The 16,731-nt window shown below is 57.6% G+C and carries 24 protein-coding genes and 1 pseudogene; 8 read left to right on the top strand and 17 right to left on the bottom strand.

All coding sequences use genetic code 11. The annotated features are described in order from the left end of the window. Positions 1-7 precede the first annotated feature (7 nt). The 3 genes from BUE92_RS18610 to BUE92_RS18600 all read right to left on the bottom strand — a co-directional run bounded on the left by BUE92_RS18610 (position 8) and on the right by BUE92_RS18600 (position 974). Positions 8-286, bottom strand: coding sequence for a hypothetical protein (locus BUE92_RS18610; RefSeq protein ID WP_073525613.1), 279 nt, complete (start codon positions 284-286; stop codon positions 8-10). Positions 287-291: 5 nt separating this feature from the next. Beyond that, complete coding sequence (locus BUE92_RS18605; RefSeq protein WP_073525610.1) at positions 292-546, bottom strand: hypothetical protein; 255 nt, start codon at positions 544-546, stop codon at positions 292-294. Positions 547-791: 245 nt separating this feature from the next. Further along, positions 792-974: a general stress protein gene (locus tag BUE92_RS18600; protein WP_003190457.1), complete on the bottom strand. Its 183-nt coding sequence runs from the start codon at positions 972-974 to the stop codon at positions 792-794. Between the two features lie 321 nt (positions 975-1,295). Between BUE92_RS18600 and BUE92_RS18595 the strand changes: the two genes are divergently transcribed. The 4 genes and pseudogenes from BUE92_RS18595 to BUE92_RS18580 form a co-directional block, all read left to right on the top strand. Continuing rightward, on the top strand, positions 1,296-1,526 hold the full coding sequence (locus BUE92_RS18595; protein WP_073525608.1) for a hypothetical protein: 231 nt from the start codon (positions 1,296-1,298) through the stop codon (positions 1,524-1,526). A gap of 164 nt (positions 1,527-1,690) precedes the next feature. Then, positions 1,691-2,575 carry a manganese catalase family protein gene (locus tag BUE92_RS18590; protein ID WP_073525606.1) on the top strand — a complete coding sequence of 295 codons (885 nt, stop codon included), beginning with the start codon at positions 1,691-1,693 and terminating at the stop codon, positions 2,573-2,575. Positions 2,576-2,638: 63 nt separating this feature from the next. Beyond that, a complete protein-coding gene (locus tag BUE92_RS18585) occupies positions 2,639-3,148 on the top strand; it encodes a ferritin-like domain-containing protein (protein WP_073525603.1) in 510 nt (169 codons plus the stop codon). Between the two features lie 173 nt (positions 3,149-3,321). Beyond that, positions 3,322-4,083: pseudogene (locus BUE92_RS18580) on the top strand (ATP-binding protein); the annotation flags it as partial. Positions 4,084-4,300: 217 nt separating this feature from the next. On the opposite strand, the gene cyoE reads toward BUE92_RS18580, so the two are convergent. The 5 genes from cyoE to cyoA are packed head-to-tail and all read right to left on the bottom strand — an operon-like array spanning position 4,301 to position 9,012. Next, positions 4,301-5,197 carry a heme o synthase gene (gene cyoE / locus BUE92_RS18570; protein WP_073525599.1) on the bottom strand — a complete coding sequence of 299 codons (897 nt, stop codon included), beginning with the start codon at positions 5,195-5,197 and terminating at the stop codon, positions 4,301-4,303. After that, on the bottom strand, positions 5,155-5,493 hold the full coding sequence (gene cyoD / locus BUE92_RS18565; RefSeq protein WP_073525597.1) for a cytochrome o ubiquinol oxidase subunit IV: 339 nt from the start codon (positions 5,491-5,493) through the stop codon (positions 5,155-5,157). Before cyoD ends, cyoE begins: the two co-directional genes overlap by 43 nt. Position 5,494: 1 nt before the next feature. Further along, on the bottom strand, positions 5,495-6,109 hold the full coding sequence (gene cyoC / locus BUE92_RS18560) for a cytochrome o ubiquinol oxidase subunit III (protein WP_073525595.1): 615 nt from the start codon (positions 6,107-6,109) through the stop codon (positions 5,495-5,497). A gap of 3 nt (positions 6,110-6,112) precedes the next feature. Continuing rightward, entirely contained in the window at positions 6,113-8,086 is a 1,974-nt protein-coding gene (gene cyoB / locus BUE92_RS18555) for a cytochrome o ubiquinol oxidase subunit I (protein WP_073525593.1), read from the bottom strand. Between the two features lie 2 nt (positions 8,087-8,088). Continuing rightward, on the bottom strand, positions 8,089-9,012 hold the full coding sequence (gene cyoA, locus BUE92_RS18550; protein ID WP_073525590.1) for a ubiquinol oxidase subunit II: 924 nt from the start codon (positions 9,010-9,012) through the stop codon (positions 8,089-8,091). A 398-nt stretch (positions 9,013-9,410) separates the two neighbouring features. On the opposite strand from cyoA, the gene BUE92_RS18545 reads away from it, so the two are divergent. Both BUE92_RS18545 and BUE92_RS18540 read left to right on the top strand, forming a co-directional pair. After that, entirely contained in the window at positions 9,411-9,725 is a 315-nt protein-coding gene (locus BUE92_RS18545) for a hypothetical protein (RefSeq protein WP_073525588.1), read from the top strand. A gap of 307 nt (positions 9,726-10,032) precedes the next feature. Continuing rightward, complete coding sequence (locus BUE92_RS18540) at positions 10,033-10,302, top strand: DUF6555 family protein (RefSeq protein WP_073525586.1); 270 nt, start codon at positions 10,033-10,035, stop codon at positions 10,300-10,302. A 55-nt stretch (positions 10,303-10,357) separates the two neighbouring features. Here BUE92_RS18540 and BUE92_RS18535 read toward each other — a convergent pair whose 3' ends face one another. The 5 genes from BUE92_RS18535 to BUE92_RS18515 all read right to left on the bottom strand — a co-directional run bounded on the left by BUE92_RS18535 (position 10,358) and on the right by BUE92_RS18515 (position 12,488). Continuing rightward, positions 10,358-10,567 (bottom strand): hypothetical protein, encoded by a 210-nt coding sequence (locus BUE92_RS18535; RefSeq protein WP_073525583.1) that lies wholly within the window; start codon positions 10,565-10,567, stop codon positions 10,358-10,360. Between the two features lie 200 nt (positions 10,568-10,767). Further along, complete coding sequence (locus BUE92_RS18530) at positions 10,768-11,001, bottom strand: DUF2934 domain-containing protein (protein WP_073525581.1); 234 nt, start codon at positions 10,999-11,001, stop codon at positions 10,768-10,770. 28 nt (positions 11,002-11,029) lie between these two features. Next, entirely contained in the window at positions 11,030-11,581 is a 552-nt protein-coding gene (locus BUE92_RS18525; RefSeq protein WP_073525580.1) for an ATP-dependent Clp protease proteolytic subunit, read from the bottom strand. 53 nt (positions 11,582-11,634) lie between these two features. Then, complete coding sequence (locus tag BUE92_RS18520) at positions 11,635-11,985, bottom strand: general stress protein (protein ID WP_073525577.1); 351 nt, start codon at positions 11,983-11,985, stop codon at positions 11,635-11,637. 326 nt (positions 11,986-12,311) lie between these two features. Continuing rightward, on the bottom strand, positions 12,312-12,488 hold the full coding sequence (locus tag BUE92_RS18515; protein ID WP_003190478.1) for a general stress protein: 177 nt from the start codon (positions 12,486-12,488) through the stop codon (positions 12,312-12,314). A gap of 447 nt (positions 12,489-12,935) precedes the next feature. On the opposite strand from BUE92_RS18515, the gene BUE92_RS18510 reads away from it, so the two are divergent. Continuing rightward, entirely contained in the window at positions 12,936-14,459 is a 1,524-nt protein-coding gene (locus BUE92_RS18510; RefSeq protein WP_073525575.1) for a sensor domain-containing diguanylate cyclase, read from the top strand. 27 nt (positions 14,460-14,486) lie between these two features. On the opposite strand, the gene BUE92_RS28110 is transcribed toward BUE92_RS18510, so the two are convergent. From BUE92_RS28110 to BUE92_RS18500, 3 genes are read right to left on the bottom strand one after another with little or no spacing between them, the layout of a single operon-like run. Beyond that, positions 14,487-14,687 carry a hypothetical protein gene (locus tag BUE92_RS28110; protein ID WP_143170001.1) on the bottom strand — a complete coding sequence of 67 codons (201 nt, stop codon included), beginning with the start codon at positions 14,685-14,687 and terminating at the stop codon, positions 14,487-14,489. Between the two features lie 59 nt (positions 14,688-14,746). Beyond that, a complete protein-coding gene (locus tag BUE92_RS18505; RefSeq protein ID WP_073525573.1) occupies positions 14,747-15,196 on the bottom strand; it encodes a GNAT family N-acetyltransferase in 450 nt (149 codons plus the stop codon). Further along, positions 15,193-15,645 carry a helix-turn-helix domain-containing protein gene (locus tag BUE92_RS18500; protein ID WP_073525572.1) on the bottom strand — a complete coding sequence of 151 codons (453 nt, stop codon included), beginning with the start codon at positions 15,643-15,645 and terminating at the stop codon, positions 15,193-15,195. Before BUE92_RS18500 ends, BUE92_RS18505 begins: the two co-directional genes overlap by 4 nt. 80 nt (positions 15,646-15,725) lie before the next feature. On the opposite strand from BUE92_RS18500, the gene BUE92_RS18495 reads away from it, so the two are divergent. Next, positions 15,726-16,214: a DUF2938 domain-containing protein gene (locus tag BUE92_RS18495; protein WP_073525571.1), complete on the top strand. Its 489-nt coding sequence runs from the start codon at positions 15,726-15,728 to the stop codon at positions 16,212-16,214. A 6-nt stretch (positions 16,215-16,220) separates the two neighbouring features. Here the strand turns inward: BUE92_RS18495 and BUE92_RS18490 are convergent, their stop codons facing one another. Then, a complete protein-coding gene (locus BUE92_RS18490) occupies positions 16,221-16,676 on the bottom strand; it encodes a GNAT family N-acetyltransferase (protein WP_073525570.1) in 456 nt (151 codons plus the stop codon). Between the last annotated feature and the right edge of the window lie 55 nt (positions 16,677-16,731).

Genomic DNA, 16,731 nt, shown 5'->3' with positions numbered 1-16,731 from the left:
CGCGCCTTTACGGCTGCGGTTCGACGTCCAGCAGCAAGTCGCCGTTGGTCAAGGATTCAGCCTGCTGTACCACGCCACGATAGGCTTGACCGTCCCATTCAAAGGTAATCCTGTGGGCCTTCAGCAATTGCCCTGGCCATGGCGGCACAAGCCGCAACTGCACGGCCGGCGCAGTGCGCACAAGCTGCCCCGTGCACTTGCTGGCCAGCGCGTTCACACCGAACAGCGTGTCTTGCAGGTATTCAATGTTGACCGGTTGCAGCGTTGCGTCAGTAGATTCCGGCATATCTGTTATCCCACCGATGACAGCCAGAAAGACTGCCTGGCCATGACCATTTCCTCACGTATTTCCCGCACAAGCCTGTTGATCCCCGGGACACCGTGATAGTGGGCGCGGTTGATGTTCGCGATGGTGAATTGATCCATACCGTGCGCCGTTACGGTGACTGAAAGGCTGCCGTCCGGGTTGAGCGCGCACCTGACCGCGCACTTGGGAAGGCGAGCGGAAAGGGCCGTTTCGATCTCGGTTTTCGTTAACGTGTCCATGAGTTCACCGCGTAAAGGACTCAGCGCGATAAGGCTAGCTCAGAATGGCGGGGCGTAAATACTGGCAAGGTAATGGCTTTTCAAGGAAGGTCGTCCACAACTTAGCGTCGAAAGCCTCTACTTGAAACTCATCCTGAGTTTCGCTCGTTGCTAAGTTAAGTGGGCAAGGTGTTGGGGAGATTAGTTGCGCAGTGTTCAACCTATCAGGTTTGAAGGGGCAGCCAGGCTGCCCCTCCCACCGTTACTCAAGAACCCGACTTCCGACCGCCGCCGTGGCTGTGCTGGCCACCCTTGCGACCTGCTTCGGAGGCCTTTTCACGGTCGTTGGCGAAATTGCCGCCTGACGCTTGGCCGCCTTTTTTACCGGCTTCGGAGGCTTTTTCGCGATCATTGGCAAAGTTGCCCGGGTTTTTATTACCTGTAGTCATGATAGTTCTCCAGTCGCTAAGTTAGCGTTTCGTTAGTTGGCCGTTTCGCAACGGACACTTATTCCGATATTGGCTTTTTGAGAAATGTTTTACCGATTTTTCTAACCGGCGACGAACGGTAATTTGGCGGAAAAAGTTATACAAAAACTTGGCTGATGCGCCGCTTCGTATAACTTTTAGAGCCGATCAGCGCTTTGATCTTAATAAGATCGAAACTGCTGGCTTAGTTAACGGTCCTGCCATTCGTCTTTTTCGTCGCACTCCAGAAAAAGTGGCTGTTCCAACAAGGTTCTTAACCTGTGAACGGGAGCTTTTTCAGCCATGAAACACAACCCATCCAACCCACAGTACCGGCCACTTGAGCATCCAGACGAACCCAATGAAGACGGTTGCGTGATCGGCACTGCCGGGCGCGACGAAGACCCCAACGCGACCACCGATTGGGACCATCCCGACAGCGCCGCGACGCCCGCTGACGCCAGCATAAAACCCGCCAACGGTACGCCCGGAATCGACGCCGTGCCCGAGTCGGAAAACCACGACGCCGACTGAGCGACCTGCGCTACAAGTGCCGTTTCGCTTGGCCCGCAACCGGTTACCGCTGGTCGTGAGACGCCGCTTTATTTTGAAATTTTCCACGCGCAGGTCACTTCACATACAAGGTAGGCGTGCATTCCAGCAGGGCGCCTTTTCCGTAAGCCTGAGGAGATTTGTTCATGTTTGTACATAACAAGCGACTTCAATACACCGTCCGTGTCGCCGAGCCCAATCCGGGCCTGGCCAACCTTTTGCTTGAACAGTTTGGCGGCGCTCAAGGTGAGTTGGCCGCCGCGTCCCGTTACTTCACCCAAGCTTTGGCTGAAGATGACCCGGGGCGTAAAGATTTGCTGATGGACATCGCCACCGAAGAACTCAGCCATCTGGAGGTCGTCGGTTCCATCATCGTGATGCTCAACAAAGGCGCCAAAGGGCGCATGGCCGAAGGCGTGGAAGAGGAGGGCGAGCTGTATCGTGCCCTCCATGGCGCCGGCAATGACTCCCATATCACCAGCCTGCTGTACGGTGCCGGCTCGCCGCTGACCAACTCTGCCGGTGTGCCGTGGACCGCCGCCTATATCGACACCATCGGTGAGCCCACCGCAGACATGCGTTCGAATATCGCGGCCGAAGCCCGGGCCAAAATCGTCTATGAGCGACTGATGAACGTCACCGACGATCCCGGTGTAAAAGACGCGCTGGGTTTTTTGATGACGCGGGAAATTGCTCACCAGATATCGTTCGAAAAAGCGCTGCACGCGATTCAACCGAATTTTCCCCAAGGCAAGTTGCCGGGCAAACCGGAGTTCGCGCAGGTCTATTTCAATATGTCCCAAGGTGCGCAAGACATGCGTGGCCCCTGGAACCAGGGTGATGGATGGGAGTTCGTGGAAAACCCACAACCGGCGGTCGATGGCGGTGACGGCACCGCCAGCGTGCAGCTGGACGACGACGATGAAGCGGTGCTGAGCGCGATGAAGATCCGCACGCTCTCGGACCCCACCAGCGACCCTACGACCGGCGCTGACTTGGGCGCGGGCTTCAAGCCCAAGCCCGACCTTTGATTGAGGACTGCCGCACGCTGACTGGCGTGCGGTGCTTTCGATTTTCTTGACGAGGACAACGACATGGCAACCCCACAGGAAAACCTGCTCGACTGGCTACGTGATGCCCATGCGATGGAGCAACAGGCCGAGAAAATGCTCAAGGCACAATCCGAACGCCTGGAGAACTACCCAGAGTTAAAGGCGCGAATCGACGAGCACATTGAGGAAACCCTTGGGCAGCAGCAACTCATTGACCAATGCCTGACACGCTTGGGCGGCAGTGCTTCGACCTTGAAAGACGTGGGCGGCAAGCTGATGGCTTTCGGCCAGGCCGTCGGCGGCTCACTGATGAGTGATGAGGTGATCAAGGGCGCGATGGCCGGCTATGTATTCGAAAACATGGAAGTTGCCAGCTACACAGTGCTCATCGCGGCCGCGAAGGCGGCGGGTGACGCCGAGACACAAGCGGCGTGCGAAAAGATTCTGCCCCAGGAAGTCGCCATGGCTCAGTGGCTGCTTGAACACTTGCCCCAGCTCACGCAGGCGTTTTTGCAACGCTCTGAGGCGCCTGACACACAAGCCAAGCGTTAATGACGCGCGCGGCGCCTACCGCAGTACGGCGCCGCGCCCGTTCGGCGCAAGATTGCACTGCGCAGCGTTTTCAGCCCATGGAGCACATACCACGTATCTGGAGGTGAACCTTGGCAACAAAGAAGAAGCCTGTGGTCGACGGTATGGATTGGACGATGCTGTCTGCCAGCCGCAACGCGAGCCGGCGCCACGACGCCGAACAGCGTGTGTGTCGCGCACAAGATCTGGAAGCATTGGGGCAACTGACCGGTGGCATCGCCCATGACTTCAATAACCTGTTGCAAGTCATGGTGGGTTATCTTGACTTGATCCAACAGAGCGCCAAGCGCCCCGGCAGCGATCCGCAACGCATCGTCATCAGTGCCGGCCGTGCCAGGGCGGCGGCCGAAAAAGCTCAAACCCTGACTCAGCAGTTGCTGGCATTTTCGCGCAAGCAACGGCTCGACAGCCGGGTGATCAACTTGAACAGCGTACTCAGCCGCCCTGACTTCATGGTGCGTGCGCTGCAGGGCGTCGAGTTGCAGGTAAAGCTTGCCGACGAGCTGTGGAACTGCCGCATCGACCCGGTCCAGGCAGAGCTGGCGGTGCAGCACCTGTTATCGAATGCCCAGGATGCTTTGCAAGGGCGTGCTGATCCGACGGTGGCCGTCAAGAGCTGCAACGTCCAGGTGCCGGGTGATGTCGGTGCCGAGCGTGATGGGTTGGCCGAGGGCTGTTATGTGAGCATTTCGGTCTCGGATAATGGCAATGGCATTGCTGCCAGTATTCAGGACAAAGTCATGCAGCCGTTCTTCACCACCAAGGAAGAAGGCCAGGGCTCGGGCCTGGGATTGTCGATGGTGTACGGCTTCGTCAAGCAATCGGGCGGCACGGCGCGAATTCATTCATACCCAGGCATGGGTACGACGATACGCTTGTACTTTCCGGCAGATAATGAAAGTGCATGAGTTCGAGTTGATTGCTCCGAAAAATCCGGGCTGTGCTCGATGCCTGACAGCCGACGGCTATCTAACTGACGCCCCGCCTTCTTCTGTAGGAGCGAGCTTGCTCGCGAAAAACGTCAACGATAACGCGGGTTGCCTGAATGAACGCGGCGCCTGTGAGTTTTTCGCGAGCAAGCTCGCTCCTACAGGGCGGGTGTCGCCCACAGGACTACCTCAGCACCGCCAGCGCCAGGTTAAGCGCCAGCACCAGCACAATTGAAAAGCCGAATATCCTGCGCGCCCAGCCAGTTGGATCAGCCAGCCGTGTACCGCTGGCCGCGAGGGTTAGCCAATAACCCCCAAGCCCGAGCATCACCAAAAAATACAACGCCGCCATCTGCGCCACCGCGCCCAGCACCAGGGCGCTGGCGAGGAAGGCCAGCATGTACGCCTGGATCTGCCGGTGGGCTTGGGCCAGGCTCAACAGCGGCAGGCCTGCAGCGCGGAAATCCTCGCGACGCATCACGGTGATGGCGTGTGAATGCGGCATCTGCCAGCAGCAGAACACCACGATCAGCAGCATTGCCGTCAGGTCAAACCGTCCGGTGACCGCGCAATAGCCGATAACCGGCGGCATCGCCCCGGAAAGGCTGCCGACCAAGGTGGCCCAATGGGAGCGCCGCTTCAGCCAGTAGGTGTAGACCCCCGCATAGATGACCAGCCCGACCATCGCCAGCATGCACGCCAGCGTATTGCTGCCTGCCCACAGCAAGCCAAAACCGCTGACCCCAAGGACGATGGCGTAGCCAGCGGCCGTGGATACCTTGATGGTGCGCAGTGCCAGCGGACGATGACAGGTGCGCACCATGCGCCGGTCGATATCGCGGTCAATGCAGTTGTTGATGACACAGCCGCACCCGATCACCAGGGCCGTGCCGAGCAGCGTGGCAAGTCCGTGCGTCACCGAGGCCACATGCCCACTGGCGGCGAGTAGGTAACCGCCCAGCACCGACGCCAGGTTACCGACAATAATGCCCGGCTTGGTGAGCTCGATAGCGGTATTGAACAGCCCCCGCCAGTGTTTCAGTGCGCCAGCATGTTGTGGTGAATACTGCCCATGATCCATAACGAAAGCCCCACCAACAGAAGAATGATGACCGCCGAGAAAATCAGCGCAATCAGGTTCCAGCGTTGTTCTTCGGCCGTGTCCAGATGCAGGAAGAACTTGAGGTGGACCACGATTTGGATCGCGCCCAACGCCACCACCAGCCAGGCAGTGAAGGTGCGCGGCAGTGACGGGAACATCACCAGGCCGAACGGGATCAGGGTCAGCAGGACTGAAACCAGAAACCCGACCAGGTAGGAGCGACTGCTGCCATGGCTCGTCCCGGCACTGCTGTGAAGCGAGCTTTGCTTGTACATGTCACACCACCCCCAACAGATAGACCACGGTAAAGACGCAGATCCACACCACGTCCAAGAAGTGCCAGAACAGGCTCAGGCAACTGAGCCGGGTGGCATTGGTGCTGGTCAGGCCGCGTTGCTTGACCTGGGCCATCAGCACCGCCATCCAGATCAGCCCGGTGAGAACGTGCGCGCCGTGGGTGCCCACGAGGGTGAAGAAAGCCGTCAGGAAAGCACTGCGGTCCGGCCCGTAGCCTTGTTCGATCAAGTGGTGGAATTCGTTGATTTCCATGGCGATGAAGCCCGTGCCCAGCACGAACGTAAGCCCCAGCCAGCGCAACACATCGCGTTGCTTGCCGTGGTTCATGGCGAGCATGGCGTAGCCGTAGGTGATACTGCTCAACAGCAGCAGCATGGTTTCGGCCAGCACATAGGGCAGCTCGAAAATATCCATGCTCGACGGCCCGCCCGCCACGCTGTCGCGCAACACGGCGTAGCCGGCGAACAAGGTCGCGAACAGGATGCAGTCGGTCATCAGGTAGATCCAGAACCCGAACAGGCTCAGGGAACCGGCGTCTTCATGCCCTTGTTCGTGGGTATGGGCGATGTCTTTTTCGATAACGATATGGGACATGGGTCAAGCCTCCGCCAGGTCTTTGAGACGTGCCGTTTCGATACGCGCGACTTCCTGCGCGGGCACGAAGTAATCGATGTCTTCGTCGTAGCTGCGCACCACGAACGCCACCACCGAAGCCACCAGGCCGAACGCCGCCATCCACCAGATGTGCCACACCAGCGCGAAGCTGCAGATCAGCACAAACAGGCTGATGACCAGGCCCGACGCGGTATTGCGCGGCATGTGGATGCTGCGATAGTCAGTGTGGCTGAGGGTGCTGACGCCGCGCTCCTTCATGCCCCAGTACGCGTCCAGGTCGCTGACCTTGGGTTGCTCGGCGAAGTTGTACAGCGGCGGCGGGGACGCGGTGGCCCATTCCAGGGTGCGCCCGTCCCACGGGTCGCCGGTGCGGTCGCGGTATTGATGACGGTTGCGGATGCTGACAAACAATTGCAAGGCTTGCGCCGCCACGCCGCAGAGGATGATTGCCACCCCCACCAGCTCCAGCAGCAGCCAGGGCCGCCACTCCGGGTTGTCGAAGTGATTGAGACGGCGCGTCATGCCCATGAAACCCAGCACGTAGGAGGGCATGAACGCGAAATAAAAGCCCACCAGCCAGCACCAGAAGGCGATGCGCCCCAACTTGTCGTTCAAGCGGAAACCGAATGCCTTGGGGAACCAATACGTCAGCCCGGCCATATAGCCGAACACCGCGCCGCCGATGATCACGTTGTGAAAGTGCGCGATCAGGAACAGGCTGTTGTGCAGCAGGAAATCGGCCCCCGGCACCGCCAGCAGCACCCCGGTCATGCCGCCGATGCTGAAGGTTACGATAAAGCCCAAAGTCCACAGCATGGGCGTTTCGAAGCGCACCCGGCCGCGGTACATGGTGAACAGCCAGGTGAAGATTTTCACCCCGGTCGGCACCGCGATGATCATTGTCATGATGCCGAAGAAGGCATTGACGTTGCCCCCCGCGCCCATGGTGAAAAAGTGATGCAGCCACACGATGAACGACAACACGGTGATCGCGATGGTCGCCCATACCAGCGACACGTAGCCGAACAATCGCTTGCTGCTGAAGGTGGCCGCGATCTCCGAAAACACCCCGAACGCCGGCAGGATCAGGATGTACACCTCCGGATGCCCCCAGGCCCAGATCAGGTTCACGTACATCATCGGGTTGCCGCCGGCCTCGTTGGTGAAGAAATGCATGCCCAGGTAACGGTCCAGGGTCAGCATCAGCAGGGTGGCGGTGAGGATCGGGAATGCCGCCAGAATCAGCACCGAGGTGCACAGCGCATTCCAGGTGAACACCGGCATCTTGAACAGCGTCATGCCTTCGGTGCGCATCTTCAAGATGGTGACGAAGAAGTTCACCCCCGTGAGCAACGTGCCGATGCCGGATATCTGCAATGACCAGATGTAGTAATCCACGCCGACGCCGGGGCTGTAGCCCAGCTCGGATAACGGCGGGTAAGCGACCCAACCGGTGCGTGCGAACTCACCGACCCCCAGCGAAATATTCACCAGCGCCGCGCCCACCACGAACAGCCAGAAACTCAGGGCGTTGAGAAACGGATAGGCCACATCGCGAGCGCCGATCTGCAACGGCACGACGATGTTCATCAAGCCGACCACAAAAGGCATGGCCATGAAGAAGATCATGATCACGCCATGGGCGGTGAAGATCTGGTCGTAATGTTCCGGCGGCAGGTAACCCGGCCCGCCACTGGCGGCCATGGCTTGCTGGGTGCGCATCATGACCGCATCGGAAAACCCGCGCAGCAGCATCACCAGCGCGACGATGATGTACATGCAACCGATCTTCTTGTGGTCCACCGAGGTGAACCACTCACGCCACAAATAACCCCACTTGCGCTTCCAGGTGATCGAGCCCACCAGCGCAACCCCGATCAGGCCGACGATGGCCAGGGTGTACATCACAATGGGTTCAGTGGTTGGGATCGCGTCCCACGACAGTTTTCCGAACATGGTTACCGCTCCTCAGCCAGCAGACTTGGGTGTTGATCGGTGCGTTGTGCAGCGTCGCTTAGCGGCGAGCGCTGGGTTTTATTGGCCTTGTTCATGCCTTCGTATTTATCGACGATGTCCAGGAACAACCGCTCCTGTACCGACGAGTAGTAGGTCACGGGGTGCTTGAAGGTGGGCTTAGCCAACTGGGTATAGGCGCCGTGGTCCAGAGGCGTGGCCGCGCCCTTGACCTTTGTCACCCAGGCTTGGAAGTCGGCAGCGCTCAGGGACAGCGTGGCGAAATGCATGTCGGAAAAACCGGGGCCGTTGTAGTTGGCGGCAATCCCTTTGAACTCACCGGTCTCGTTGGCGATCAGGTGCAATTTGGTCTGCATGCCGGCCATGGCGTAGATCTGCCCGCCGAGTGCCGGAATAAAGAACGAGGTCATGGCCGCGTCGGAGGTGACGGTAAAACTCACCGGCGTGTTCACCGGCAGGGCCAGCTCGTTGACGCTGGCGATGCCCAGGTCAGGGTAGATAAACAGCCATTTCCAGTCGGTGGCCACCACCTGCACATTGATGGGCGGGGTGTCTGACTCAAGCGGGCGATAGGGGTCCAGTGCGTGGGTGGTCTCCCACGTCACCCATCCCAGCACGATGATGATCAGCAGGGGAACGCCCCATACCACCGCTTCGATTTTGTGTGAACTGGCCCAGCGGGGGGAGTAACGCGCTTTTTTATTGGTGGCGCGGTAGCGGTAGGCGAAGACAAACATCATCACAATCACCGGAACGACCACCAGCAGCATCAGGCCCGTAGCGAGAATAATCAGGTCGCGCTCATCGGTTGCAACTTGCCCCTTGGGGTTGAATACCACCAGGTTGCAACTGGTGAGTAAGAAGAGGCTGGTGATAGTGACCAGGCAATAACCCATCGCTCGTTTCATGCCGTGCTCCTGTGTTGGAAACTTGCGTTTTGCTGTGCCGAATCAGTGCTCAAGCGTTAACTAAGCGAAGCGCTTGTTAACCTCAGGAACCGTCAGGTGTTAAATACTCGGCAATAAGGTGCTGTCAGTAGATAAAGTGCTTCTACTGCCCAGTCTTATTGGCTTTTGCTGCCGCTCTGCAGGGCGCATTTCGCCGCGCTCCCGAACATTTTGAATAGAGCCCAGTGGGTTGGTTTAACAATTTGTTTCCTCGCCTGACGAACGGTTTAACAGGCGAAACGGTAAAGGGTTTTTATCGGTGCATGATGGAGGTGGCCTTGGAAAAAAGTCTGAATTCTGGTTAAGGATTTCAGTCGTTAGTTGATGGCCAACCCCATTAACGGTTTTGGAGAATAGCTATGTTCAAGCGTGGCAAAACCTATGAAGACTGGGCCGCAAAGGCACTCGAGGAAGAGTGCTTTACTCAGGAGGTTGAAAACGGCTGCCATATCGAAGTCAGGGCCCGAGAACGAGAAGACGCCGATATTGAAGTGCTGCTCTGCGTCTACACCTCGACGGGATACTGCGTCGTTGAACGTATCAAGCAGTTGCCGGGTGCCGAATGGACGGTGCGCGACGCGCTCAAGCGCGGCATCGATCAGGCAGAACGGATTGCCGGTGGCGAATCCGGCCGACTGCCCTGCGCTGATGCTCATTTGCACGACGACGATTGAAGCGCGGCCGACTGATGCTTCGCGATCTAAATGTGGGAGCAGGCAAGCTTCTTCGCCACAGGTACAGCGTCGCGACAAAATAAAAAAGCCCGCACGGAGTGCGGGCAAGACAGGAGTTTTTTTACCAAGAGCCTGGAGTGAACAGACTCAGTATTAAGAAACAAAAGGAGCGTGAGCAGTTTTATTTTTTTAATCCGAACCCGACGAACGGTAATGAGCGGGAAAGTGCGCGGATCTACGCCCATCAAACATTAAAAATTCTGAACCTTCGTTCTGAGCAACTAACAAAAAATCAGAAGGAGAGGTTATGAAGAATTCTTTATATGTCATCGAGTATGAATACCACCACGAGCCGAAGTCTTTCATTATAAGAGCAGAGGTGATGAACAATGCAGAGGCTTGGCATTGGGCCTGTTGCGATGCCGGAATAGGCATTATTCCCAGGTCGCATAATGAAAAGATCAAACGCATCAGTAAGCCGCTGGCCGAGCGCTACGGTCTTGAGAATGTAAGATGGCGTCCGTCTGGGGATATCCCGTTTATTGCAAAGCCCTATGTGCCACCGCCACCCGAATGAATGTGTTTTTAATGGAAGGCGTTCATTCGGGTGGCGGTAGAGGCGGGGCAGGCGCTTACTGTTTTTTGCGTCGCTCCTGCAACATGCACAACTTTTGCACGCTGCGTTGCAGTGCCTCTTGCATGATGTGGGCTGCATACTGTTGCTTGCACGCCGGGCAGAGCATGTCAGACGCCGACGAGACCAGATAGTCGGGGTCATCCAGCGTCGATTCGTAAGGTTGTTTGCATTGCAGGCAACTTCGGTTCGCTTGTAGATGCGTCACATCGATTCCTCCCTGAATGAAACGGCCACTTTCGATTAAGAAGTCAGCAGTTTTCAACTGCTAAAAAGGAATAATTCAAACAAGCGATTAGTTGATATTTTAATGCCAGTATTGAGAGGTGTTAGTGCTGCGATAGCGTTTGGACGGCTGTCGATGTTTCAGAACATTGGCAAGTCGCCCGCACGCTCGGTTCGGTGGGTTCAGGCTTTGGGTTTTCTGCTACGTGTTTTTTGCGTGGCGGCCGCCGTCTGGCGCTTCGATCGGTCAGGGTTGGGCGGGCTGACGCTACTTTCTATCGAGCCTGCCAAGCCGTCAGAAGGCGGGGCTGCCAGTTCATCCCTGGCTTGTAACCAGTGCACGAAATCCTGACCGTCAGGCTTCCCTTGCTGTTCCCAAATACGGTACGCGGTGAGTCGAATCGTTTCTTCGTCCATTGTGAGGCTCCCATATTAAGTAAAGACGCTAGGAGTGAATGAAGCTGCTCACGAATTCCGCCTTGATCACGGGGAGTTCGATCCCATGGATCAAGCCGGCGGTCAGCGCTTGTTGCGGATCAAGAATGCGTGGCGCGGCGATCAGGTACTTTTCGGTCTCCAGTTTTTCGACGGCATCAGCGGTGCGCTCGGCTACGATGCGTGCGTACAACTGCAAGTCGTAATCGAGGCTCATCGCATACTCGGACATGCGCGAGTGGTCGACTGCGCCTTGCACATGCCAATGGAAAGGGTGAAACAGGAATTTGCTGTGCCGGCAGGCGGTCCTGCGCTCACCAGCCAGAAAGATGATATTGCCCATTGATTCCACTGTGCCCAGGTTATGGGTATGCACTGGAATCGGCAGGGACAATAGAAAGTTGTACATCGTAAAGCCGTAGCTGCACTCACCGCCCATGGTGGCGATATTCAGTACCAGGCCCTCGGCATCTTGCTGTACGGCCAACGAGGCTTTTTCGATCAGTTGGCTGCAGGTTGAGGCGGTGACCGGCGCGGTGAAGTTGATAATGTGTAAAGGCATGGTGTCCCTCATCAATGAAAGCAGGGGAGCATTGCTCCCCTGCATCAAGCACATCAGCTTTTGCGTCCGCCGCCGTGGCTGTGTTCGCCACCTTTACGCCCGGCTTCGGAAGCTTTTTCGCGGTCGTTGGCGAAATTGCCGCCACTGTTCTGGCCACCTTTGCTGCCGGCCTCGGCGGCGCGTTCGGGGTCGTTCTTGAAATTGCCGCCGCTGTTCTGGCCGCCTTTGCTGCCGGCTTCAGCGGCGCGTTCGGGATCATTCTTGAAGTTCCCGCCACTGTTTTGGCCACCTTTGCTGCCAATCTCCTGGTAGAACTCTTTGTCATGCGACGCAGAAGTGGCTTCGCCGCCTTTTTTGCCGGCTTCGCTGACGCTCATTTGGCCTTGCTTGTCTCGAGTAGTCATGTTCAGTTACCTCGTCGTTATGTCGGTAATGTAACGTTCACTTCGATTGTGCTGGAAACTTGCACTCCGGGCGTGCATTAAGATGCACGATTACAAGTGCCTCTCGCACAGGGGTGGCGTTTTAGATGCGCTTATCGTTGCTTCGGCTTGTTCGGCAAGTTGCTGATGTTCATAACACGCTGACGTATTAGAACGTAGGCCGGACCTTGCTTTAGTTTGCATTTCTACAATCGGTTGGCGAGAAAACTCGCCGCGCTGATTATCAGTTGACGCGCGCATGATTAATGCCCTTTTTAACAAGCGGAACAGCGGTACTGACCGCCTCGTCAGGACTTGCGTCCACCACCATGGCTGTTCTGGCCGCCTTTACGCCCGGCTTCTGAAGCTTTTTCGCGATCATTGGCGAAGTTGCCGCCAGAGGCCTGTCCACCTTTCTTACCCGCCTGCGATGCTTTTTCGCGATCGTTGGCAAAGTTTCCAGGGTTTTTATTGCTCGTCGTCATAACAATACTCCTAGTTTGAAATGTCGTTTCGCTAGTTGCCCATTTATGCAACGGACATCTTCTCTGATAAGGGCGGGTGCCTGGATGTTTTGAAATTTTTCATAAACGGCGATGAACGGTAGTGTGTGTTAAAAAACTTATACAAGTGGGCTTCTGTTACGCCGTTGCGTATAAGTTTTATTAAAGATATGGGTGGTTTGATATTGAATTAATAGCATTTTTGCCGCTCCGCTTAGCGTCCCCCTTGGCCCTGATCGTGAACGTTGCTTTGCGCCCGGGCGTTGCGCCGTGCCTGATGCGGCTCCGCCGGCAAGGGCAACCGCGCACTCTGTTGCTGCGCCCTCCACAGACTGCTTGTATGCTGGCACTCTGGAACCGGTTGCCCCTGTGAGTACCGACGTTCGAATGATGGCTGGAATGGAAACCGGACTTCCTTAAGGTGCTGACGTGAAGCGTGATACCCGTCTTGTGATGCTGTTGCTGTTGGTGATCGGCTGTTCCCTGACTTCGCTGACGATTTGGAAAGTCCTGTCTTCCCGCGACCGTGCGCTGGCGGAAGTGGATGTGCATGGCTTGAACCTGACCCAGGCCCTTAACACCTATACCGAAGGCATCGTGCGGCAAAGCTCGTTGCTGTTGCTGGGGCTGGTTGAGCGCCTGGAAGCCGAAGGCAGTGGCCCGGTGCAAATCCAGCGAATCAGTACGCTGATCAACCGACAGCAGCCGCTGATGCCGCAGCTGAGCGGCATCACCATTTATGATCCTCAGGGCCGGTGGCTGCTGTCCTCCAATCGCGCGATTCCGGAGGGCGCCAATAGCAGTGATCGGGCCTATTTCATCCACCATCGCGGCGATCCGAGCGCTGAACCTTTTATTGGCCCGCCGATTCAAAGCCGCGCCAACCATGAATGGGTAGTGACCATCAGCCGCCGTTTCAACGACGCGGCGGGCAACTTCGCCGGCGTGGTCGCCGTGACCCTGGGGGTGGAAAACTTTCTGCGGGTATTCGGCAAACTCGATGTAGGCCAGGAGGGCGCCATCGGCCTGTCCTACGCGGACGGCACGTTGCTGGTGCGTTACCCCTTCCGCGAGCAGGACATGGGCCGCAACTTTTCCACCTCGCCTATTTATTCCAAGTACCTCGTCGACCAGCCTGTGGGCACTGCGGCCTATACCTCCAGCCTGGACGGGGTAGAGCGGCTCTATGCCTTTCGCAAAAGCGAAACCCTGCCGCTGATCACCACAGTCGCGTTGGGCAAGCACGAAGCCCTTGCGGCGTGGCGCATCGAAGCGGCGCTGTCAGCGGTTGTGGTGGTGGGGCTGTTGGGGCTGACGGGGCTGATCGGCTGGTTTCTGATCCTGGATATCCGCAGGCGAACGGCGGCGGAAGAGGCGTTGCGTGTCGCCCAGCAACAGTTGCTCGACTCCAATCGGCAGTTGGCGCTCTTGGCGAAGAAGGACGCGTTGACCGGCCTGGCCAACCGCCGCTGTTTTGACGAAACGCTGGCCGTGGAAGCGCGCCGGGCGCAGCGCGAGGGTACGTCGCTGGCGTTGCTGATGATCGATATCGACCATTTCAAACGCTTCAACGATGCCTTTGGTCACGTCGCGGGAGATGCTTGCTTGCAGGCGGTCAGCACGTTGTTGGAAACATGCGTGCGGCGACCTTCGGACCTGGTGGCGCGTTATGGCGGAGAAGAAATGGCGATCATCATGCCCGCGACTGACAGCACAGGGGCGGCGGTGGTTGCGCAACGCATCCTTACGCGCATGCAGCAGGAAAACATCACACACCCAGGCAGCCCCTTCGGGCGTGTGAGTGTGAGTATCGGCGTTGCGACGGGCATGGGCTCACGGCTGGAGCCGGTGTTGGGGCTGGTGGAGGCTGCGGATACAGCGCTTTACGGTGCAAAGGCGGCGGGGCGCAATGGGTTCAACGTGCATCCTGCGGACGTGACTTCGGGCGGCTGAAACGGCTTTTACCTGGGTATGCGCGGCTCACATCCCAAGCGTCGGGATCATGAGTTCACCGCACTCCATCAGTTGGCCAGCGGTGACTTGCAGCTGCGGGGTGGGTTTTGCGGCATAACCTGCGATAAAGCCCGCACTTAGCAGTGCAAGGCAAAGGACGGCTTTTTTCACAAGCATGCGCAGGGTCTCGATCGGTTCAAAAGGGTGAACCACAGATTGTGCATTCAAGAAAAGGTTCCCGCGTAGCGCTGCCCCGGCCAGTCCGCTGATCTTGCCTGATCATCGGGTCAGGGCCGTGGGTTGGGTGAGCGATCAGATACCCAGCGCATCACCTTTTCAAGGTGACCCGTGTGTTCGTCCCGCTGTTCGCTGAGGACAAGAAATCCGTGCTTTTGGTAGAAATGAATGCTGGCAACATTCTGCGAATACACGCTCAGTTGAAGAGCGGCTCTAGACCCCATGGCATCCTCCAGCAACTGCGTGCCTACGCCACCACCCTGATGGCCAGGTGAGACAAATAGCGCTGCCAAGGTGTCTTCAGATACACAACTGAACCCCCTGACTTTTCCATGGACCTCAAACACGCGTGTCACGGCGCTTGGTAGGTAGATCTCGCGCATGGCGCCCAATTGTTCATGCCAGAACTCAGGGGCGATGAAGTGGTGGGCCAGGATTGACGCTTGCAACCAGATGTCCAGCACAGGTTCCACATCAGCGTTTCGAAAGTCGCGAATCATACGGCCTCAACGTTTGAGTTAGCAGGGTGAACACCGGCGGGACGGTGGGCGGTGTCGCGTTTAAAGACCCCCGCGGCAGCGATTTTGAGCAGCCGACGAAAGTTCGGGCATTGCGCGTGATCAGGCGCAGGGCAGGCTGCCGCGTGCCGCAAGCCACGACTCATGGCGCGCAGTTGCCTGACCGTCGCATCAATCTCGTCGGCCTTGGCCAGTAGCACCGCTCTGTCCACATCAGCCTGGCCGTTTGGGGATAGCATGGCCTGTATTTCATCCAGCGAAAGTCCACCCGCCTGCCCAAGTGCAATCAGCGCTAACTGCTCAATCACCGCTGCCGGAAACTGGCGACGAATACCGGGTGGGCTGATTGAGGTGATCAAGCCTTTCTTCTCATAAAAACGCAATGTATGGGCAGGGACTCCCGTGCGCTTGACGACCTCTGCGATATCCATTGGCAACCATTGACTTGAAGTTGACTTCAACTTCTATGATGCCTGCGCACGTTCAATAGATCCATGAATAAGAGGTGGATATGGCAGCGCTGGAAGTGGTCGCACAGGTTGTGTTGTTGGGGGCAGGAGCTACCGCCGTGATGGATATGTGGATGCTGTTAATGAAGGCTCTCGGCGTTCCGACGCTGAATTTCGCGTTTGTGGGGCGTTGGGTCGGTCATGCGTGCCAAGGGCGGCTTGTTCACGCCAGCATAGGACAAGCGTCATCCGTTCGAGGTGAGGTGGCCCTGGGCTGGGTCGCGCATTACGTCACTGGCGTTGTTTTTGCGATAACGCTGGTTTGGGTTGAAGGGATTGCCTGGCTGCAGGCCCCCACCATTTTGCCGGCACTGATACTGGGTGTGGTGACAGTGGCCGTCCCGCTGTTGGTGATACAGCCTGCGATGGGGGCCGGGTTTGCATCCTCCAAGACAGCCGAGCCAGGCAAGAATCGCCTGCGCAGTGTGATCAACCATGGGGTGTTTGGGGTGGGCCTTTACCTGGCCGCGCGGGTGATTGCCTGGGCCTGAGCGGGATCAATGGACGAATTTGACGTAAACGTATTCAGGGTCATCGTCGTCCAGATTCTCGATCTGGCCACTGGGAATAAACCCAGCTTTCATCATCAGGGCCTGCGCCGCGCCGTTGGAGGCATTGGTCGACGCGAACAGCTTGGGCGTCTTGCAGGCTGCTTCGGCTGCTGCCAGCAGACGAAGGGCGACGCCCTGGCGCTGGTACAGCGATGAAACCACCACCAGGGCAATAAACCCATGGTTGAAAAAATCGTGGGTGAGCACCAGGTAGCCGGCGCACACGTTAGCGTCGGCGGCTACCAGACATTGCTGGCGAACCACGGCGTCATAGATAAACACGCGACGGCTGGCATGCTCGGTTGCGTAGGCATCCAGTGCGGCCAAGGCATGCACATCGTCGGGGGTGGCTTGGCGGATCAGCCAGTGTGGGGCCGCGGGGGGCAGAAGGTATTCAGCCATGGTCGTTGAGCATCCTCTGTTTGAACACTTCATTACCCCCGCGCTTGATCACATC

Source organism: Pseudomonas fluorescens, assembly GCF_001902145.1.
In the GTDB taxonomy this organism is placed as follows: Bacteria; Pseudomonadota; Gammaproteobacteria; order Pseudomonadales; family Pseudomonadaceae; genus Aquipseudomonas; species Aquipseudomonas fluorescens_BV.
The sequence above is the reverse complement of the archived record's forward strand: the minus strand, read 5'-3'. Positions and strand labels throughout refer to the sequence as shown.